We start from the raw sequence: 6,186 nt of genomic DNA, 5'->3' as shown, positions 1-6,186 counted from the left end.
GATCCGAAAACCGTGATCATTCCTCGGGGGTCCTCCAGGACGGCCGCTCCGGGCCTCTGTTGAGTCCCGCTCGCTCGCCCGTCTCCCTGGCGGCTCGGAAAACATTACAGGCCGATCGCCGCGGATGCAAAGCCGGGTTCCGGCGAGCTGGGTCACAGCGGCGTTCAGCGCGTTCGGCCATCCGACCCGCCGCGACGATCGAAGCCGCCCGGGCCGAGGAGCAAGGCCACGGACGCCGCTGCGGATCTAGGTATACCTAGACGGCCGGCGACCCCTTCCTAGGTGCGGCCGACCAGCCAAGATACGCAACCACTCCCGATGTGACCGGCTCCCTCCTCAACCGACGATCGATCCATCAGCGGTTGACGAGAGGACGAGGCCATGATGCACCCGGAGATGATGATGGCGCTGGCGCACGAGCGGCACCGTGAACTGGTCGCGGAAGCCGACCGGGAACGGCTGCTCGCCCGGGCGCTGCGGTCCCGGTCCCGCCGGAACGAGAAGGCGGTCCGCGGACAGCCCGCCGGTACCCTGGCGTCGTGCGAACCATCCGCGGCGGTGCCAGCCCGGTGATGATCGGCAGGGAGAGCGAGCTGCGCCGGTTGACGCGGCTCGCTTCCGCGTCCGAGCCCGCGGTCGCGATCATCGCTGGCGAGCCGGGCATCGGGAAGACCCGGCTGGTGCAGGAGTTGCTGTCCACGCTGCCGGCCGGGACCGTCGTGCTGGTCGGGCAGGCCGAGCCCGGTTCGCTGTCCCGGCCGTACGAAGTGTTGCTGGACGCGATCGACGGCCACCCGGAGGTCGACGAGCAGCAGCTCGCCGCCCTCGCGGATCCGCGGCACAGCCCGGTGGAGCGTCTGCACACCGGCATCGCCATCCTGGCCGGCCTGATCGGCGACTCCCCCGCGGTGATCGTCTTCGAGGACCTGCACTGGGCGGACTCGGAGAGCGCGGCGCTGTTCGAGCGGATCGCCGAGCAGCGCGGGCCGCGGTTGCTGATCGGCACCTACCGGCCGGAGGAGGTGACCCGCCGTCAGCCGGTGGCGGGTCTGCTGGCGCAGATGGAACGCCGGCACGCGGTCACCCACGTACGCCTGGATCGGCTGACCCCCGCGCAGACGGCGGCGTTGCTGGCGGCAGCGACCGGCGCGCCGGCGCCGCTGCGCGCCGCGACGGCGCTGCATCATCGCGCCGGCGGCAACCCGTTCTTCCTGGAGGAGCTGTTGCGAGCACTTCCCGGGTACGACGTGGAGGCGCTCGTCGAACAGCCGCTCCCGTGGAGTCTCGCCGACGTGTTGCGCCGCCAGGTCGACGACCTGGAGCCGGTGAGCCATCGTGTCGTCGAGGCAGCGAGCGTGCTCGGCCACCGCATCCCGTTCGACCTGCTCGCCGCCGTGACCGGCACCGGCGAGGAGGAGCTGATCGCGGTGCTGCGCGACCTGGTGACCCGTGGCGTGCTGACCGAGTCCGGTGAGGACGAGTTCGCGTTCCGGCACGCGCTGGTCCGGGAGGCGATCGCCGGGCAGATGCTGGGCCGGCAGCGTCGGCGGCTGCACGAGGCCGCGCTGGACGTGCTGCTCTCCGCCGGCGGCTCCGACCCGGCCCTGGTGGCACATCACGCCCGCGGCGCCGGCCGGTACGACGACATGATCGCCGCGGCTCGCCGCGGGGCCGCGCTCTACCTCTCGATCGGGTCCGCCTATCAGGCGTTGCAGCTGGCCGAGATGGGTCTGGAGGAGGCGCCCGACGACCCCGGGCTGCTCGCGTCGGCGGCCCGGGCGGCGTGGCTGGCCGGCCTGCTGGACGACGCGCTGCGCTACGGCCGGCGCTGGCGGGACCTGGGCGGCAGCACCACGGACCGCGCCGAGTCGCTGTACCTGCTGGTCCGTCTCGCCTGGGAGTCCCGGGACACCGACGAGATGCGGGCCGCGACGCGCGACATCGAGACGCTGATCGGGCAGCTCCCGCCGGGCGCTGATCAGGCATGGGCGATGACCGCGATCGCGCAGTCGGCGTATCTGCGCGACGATCTGGACGCCGCGCTGCTCTGGGCGGACCGCGCGCTGGCTCTCGCCGACGAGTTCGACCTGCCGTCCGTGCGGCTGGCCGCGCTGGTGGAGAAGGGTTCGACGCTCTGCGAGCGCCCGCAGACCGCCGCCGACGGCCGCAAGATCCTGTCCGGGCTGGTGGACGAGGCCGAAGAGGCGGGCGAGTGGGTCCTCGCCGCCCAGGCGCTCAAGGTCCTGGTGCACGGCGAGCCGCCGACGTCACCGGTGGAGCACGCCGAGACCCTGGAACGGATGCGGGTGGACGCCGAGCGGGCCGGCTTCGAGTCGCTCGCGGTCGCCACGCACTTCCAGGGCCTGGCCCGTCTCGCGTTGCGCGCCGGTGATTTGCGCGCCGCCATCGCCGCGCTCGAAGAGGGCCGCGAACAGGATCGCGGCTTCCGGCGCCGGGGCCGCTGGGCCGATTATCACGCGGTCTTCCTGGCCGGGCTCTATCTGGAGGCCGGCGAGCTGGATCGGGTGGACCGGCTGATCACGGATCTGGCGGCGCTGCCGAACAACCCGCAGGCCACGATTCCCGGTCTGGCGTTCCATCTGGCCTGCCGGCGTGGCGACCTGCCGCGCGCCGAGGCGAGCCTGGCGGAGTTGCTCACCGTCATGGCGGACCAGACGTGGCGCAGCGGTGAGCAGGCCCACGACCTGATCTCCGCGGCGCTGGAGCTCGGTCTCCCGGCGGACCGGCTGGACGTGATGGCCGCCGAGCTGATCGACGCGGACGGGTGGGACGCCTACCGGACGCTCGTCGAGTGCCAGATCGCGGAGGCACGGGGCCGGCACGCCGAGGCGCTGACCGGCTATCTCGCCATCACTGAGGCGCACATCCTGGGCCCGGCGACCAGGGGCACGGTCCGGGTGGGCGCGGCCCGCTGCCTGCTCGCCGCCGGCCTGCGGGAGGAGGCGGCCGCGCAGGTGGAGGCGGCCGCCGGGCTGCTGGCCGGGTGGGCCGGCTGGCGGGTGGCCCAGCTCGCCCGGGTCCGGGCCCGGCTGGGTCTGCCGGCTGCCGGCGCGACGCCGGCGGTGACCGGCGCGGCGGCGCTGACGCCGCGGGAGCGGGAGGTGGCCGTGCTGATCAGCGACGGCATGACGAACGCGGAGCTGGCCCGGCGGCTCTACATCTCGCCGAAGACCGCGGCGGTGCACGTCTCGAGCATCCTGCGCAAGCTCGGCGTGTCCTCGCGAACCGATGTGGCGGACGCCCTGGGCCGCGGCTGACCCGGCCGGGGACGCGGGTCCGGCGCGCGGGAACGGTGCCCGCCGGACCCGGGTCCCTACGTCGGCAGCAGTTTGCTGGAAATGACGGCGGCGGCGGCCTCGGACAGAGAAATCCCCTGTTGCGCGGCGTCCAGCCGCAAGGTGAAGTAGGGGTCCTCCTCCGGTCCCTCGATCAACGAGAGAGCGAGCTGAATGGTGGCCCGCACCGACAGCGCCTCGGCGAATCCCGCAATCAGTTCCTCGCCGCCGTCGTCGAGCGCCCGCATTTCCTCGCTCTCGACGGGCGCCGGCAGATCCGGATCGTAGGCGGCACAGATACCCACCGTCAGCGGCGCCATCGCGGCCACGTCGTGGCCGTACAGATCGAGCGTGGCTCGCGCCGCGCCGCTGCCGGTGAAGAGCGGCACCGACACGATGCTCAGCCCCATGCCGGCCGCCTCCTGGCGGAAGTTCGGCCAGGTCATCGTGGTGGCAACCGGTTCGGAGCCGGACGGTTCCGGCGCGGCGGACGCGCCCGAGACCGCCGCGGCGAGCTCGCCGCTCATGGCCACCGTGCACCTGCCGTCACTCGGCCGCGCCGACACGGCGGCGTAATCCACCGCACCGATCCGGTCGGCGGCGAATTGTGACACCCGCTCGAGTTTCTCCTGCAGCTCGGGCACGTCGTCCGGCGTTTCGGCGAGCGCGACTATTGCTTCGGCCAATGGCTGCCGCGTACCGATGGAACGCGATGTCATGACCTGCTCCCTCCCCTTGCCGGGCAATGTGGCGACATTGGTCCGGTACCCTCGGAAAGGTCTTTCACACGAATTCGTCAGTTCTTCAGGTAACCGACCACGTCCACGGTCACGGTGCCCGCGGCGCCCGCGTTGTTCAGCACCGTCAGCTTGCCGCCCGCGCCGAGCGCCGTGGAGACCCCGGCGCTGCCCGGCTGCTTCGCCGCGTGCGCCGCGATCACCGCTGACGGCGCCGGTGCGCCGGCCGGGTAGAGCTTGAGGCTCCCCGCCTTGCTCACGCCGCTGACCGACACGTTCACCAGGACCCGTGTGGCACCGGCGGCCGGGACGCCGGCCTTGCCGCCGACGGCCACCGTCGCTGTCTTCCCGCCGCCGAGGTTCTTCGCGGTCAGCAGCCGGGCGGGCGCCACCGGGATGTACGCGCCGGAACGGTAGTAGCCCGCCACGGTGGCCGACAGGAGCGCGGCGCCGCTCGACGCGTTCTGCAGGGTGATCCGGCCCGCGCTGCCCAGCGGCACGGTGATCCGCTGCGTCACGGCCTGTCCGGTGACGTGCGCGTGCGTGGTCAGGGACGGGACCTTGCCGCCGGTCGGGTAGGCGATCACTCCGCCGGCCGCGCGGGTGCGCTCGACACGCACGTCCACGGCGACGGCGGCCACCCCGGAGGCCGGGACGCCGGCCTTGCCGCCGACGGTGACGGTGACCGTCTTGCGAGCGGCCACCTCCTTCGGCGCGAGCAGGCGGGTGGCCCGCACCGCGACGTACGGCGCCGGCACGGCCACGGCGGCAGGCAGCAGGCGGACCGCGCTGGTCGTGCCGCCGTCCGACCGGAAGGTGACGACGAGCTTGCCGTCCGGCTGCGGGGCGCCGCCGCTGCCGCCCATGCTCCGGCGGGCGCCGACCTGATCGACGATGACCTCGCCGGCCACGCCGAACGTGGTGTCGGACGTGCCGCGGGCGGTGAGACGGTGCACGTAGACCCGGCTCGCGCCGCAGTCGCCGTTGTGCCCGATCAGGTAGACGCCGGCGCTCGTGGCGAACGAGCGGCGGGCCGTCGGCGTGCACTCGTGCACCGCGCCGGTGGCCATCCCGCCGACGCCGAACCCGGTGTCCCGTGTGCCGCCGGCCAGCACCCTGACCACTGCCATGCGCTGCGCCGACCCGGTCTGCCTGCCATTGATCAGGTACGCGTCCCCGGCCACGCTGATCGAGAACGTCTCGAAGTTCGCCGGCAGCGCCACCGTGCCGAACGAGGTGTCCAGGGCGCCACTCGGGGTGTAGCGGTGGACGCCCCGGCCGGTGACGGTCAGCACCCGGTCACCGGCCGCCGCGACGGCGAGCACGTCGTCCTCGTCCTGCTCGGCGAGCGTGAGCACGCCGCCGTCGCCCCAGCCGGTGTCGAGGCCGCCGCCCGCGGTGATCGCCGCCAGCACGTGTGTCCGCGGTGACGTGTTCTGGTCGATGCCGTGCACCAGCAGGCCGCCGTTCGGTCGCCCGGAGACCGAAACGAGGATCTCGACGGTGTGGTTCGCGGCCACTGTCGCCGACGCGGCCGTCCCGCCGGAGGCGTTCACCCGGTGGACCCGGATCCCCCGCCGCGACTCCGTGGTGGCGGAGACCGAGGCGGAGCCGTCGGCATGGGTCTGCAGCAGTCCCGGGAAGGGCAGGGAGACCGCTCCGCCCGTACCGAAGGAAGTGTCAGTTGATCCTGACGCCGTCAACCGGGTCAGCCTGCCGGCGCCGGACGCGTCAGTGGTGGCCAGCAGCGCGCGGCCCGAACCGTCGACGCCTGTCGATTGCAGGTCGCCGGTGACGCTGGTGATGCCGGCCGTTCCGTAGGCGGCGTCCACCTGGGGCGTGGTGGCGGCCTCGGACGTGCTGCCGGGCCCGGCCACGACGACGGTGACGGCCACGGCGGCGGCGCAGATCCCGCCGATCGTGGACCGGCGCCGCGCCGGAGAAGCCACCAGTCCCCGCAGAACGGGCAGAAGGGTCAGGGTCGAAGTCATGGACGACAGCATGGGGTGCGGCCACGGCCGCCCCCAAGCGCGCGGAGGGCAATTCGCCTGGTCGCGGTCGGCCGTTCAGCCAGCGGGGCGGGGCCTCCCGGCGGCGGGGCGGTCACCCCTGGTGCGGCCCTGCTGTCGCCGCGGCCGCGACCGCCCGGCTGC

Annotated in this window: 4 protein-coding genes; 2 read left to right on the top strand and 2 right to left on the bottom strand. The window is 73.4% G+C overall.

The features are described from left to right. The first annotated feature begins 381 nt into the window (after nt 1–381). Together AB0F72_RS38530 and AB0F72_RS38525 are read left to right on the top strand one after the other, a co-directional pair. A complete protein-coding gene (locus AB0F72_RS38530) occupies nt 382–573 on the top strand; it encodes a hypothetical protein (protein ID WP_360442884.1) in 192 nt (63 codons plus the stop codon). Beyond that, the gene (locus AB0F72_RS38525; protein ID WP_360442881.1) at nt 540–3,278 is read left to right on the top strand and encodes an AAA family ATPase; all 2,739 of its coding nucleotides are present in this window, start codon (nt 540–542) and stop codon (nt 3,276–3,278) included. Before AB0F72_RS38530 ends, AB0F72_RS38525 begins: the two co-directional genes overlap by 34 nt. A 56-nt stretch (nt 3,279–3,334) precedes the next feature. Here AB0F72_RS38525 and AB0F72_RS38520 read toward each other — a convergent pair whose 3' ends face one another. Both AB0F72_RS38520 and AB0F72_RS38515 read right to left on the bottom strand, forming a co-directional pair. Continuing rightward, complete coding sequence (locus AB0F72_RS38520; protein WP_360442879.1) at nt 3,335–4,015, bottom strand: hypothetical protein; 681 nt, start codon at nt 4,013–4,015, stop codon at nt 3,335–3,337. 77 nt (nt 4,016–4,092) lie between these two features. Then, nucleotides 4,093–6,024 (bottom strand): hypothetical protein, encoded by a 1,932-nt coding sequence (locus AB0F72_RS38515; RefSeq protein WP_360442876.1) that lies wholly within the window; start codon nt 6,022–6,024, stop codon nt 4,093–4,095. Between the last annotated feature and the right edge of the window lie 162 nt (nt 6,025–6,186).

The sequence above is a fragment of the Actinoplanes sp. NPDC023936 genome (assembly GCF_040639325.1).
Classification (GTDB): Bacteria; Actinomycetota; Actinomycetes; order Mycobacteriales; family Micromonosporaceae; genus Actinoplanes.
The sequence above is the reverse complement of the archived record's forward strand: the minus strand, read 5'-3'. Positions and strand labels throughout refer to the sequence as shown.

What these genes read in the sequence shown, in the direction of transcription:
- AB0F72_RS38515 (WP_360442876.1), bottom strand. Translation starts at nt 6,024, where the DNA reads ATGACTTCGACCCTGACCCTTCTGCCCGTTCTGCGGGGACTGGTGGCT.
- AB0F72_RS38520 (WP_360442879.1), bottom strand. Translation starts at nt 4,015, where the DNA reads ATGACATCGCGTTCCATCGGTACGCGGCAGCCATTGGCCGAAGCAATA.
- AB0F72_RS38530 (WP_360442884.1), top strand. Translation starts at nt 382, where the DNA reads ATGATGCACCCGGAGATGATGATGGCGCTGGCGCACGAGCGGCACCGT.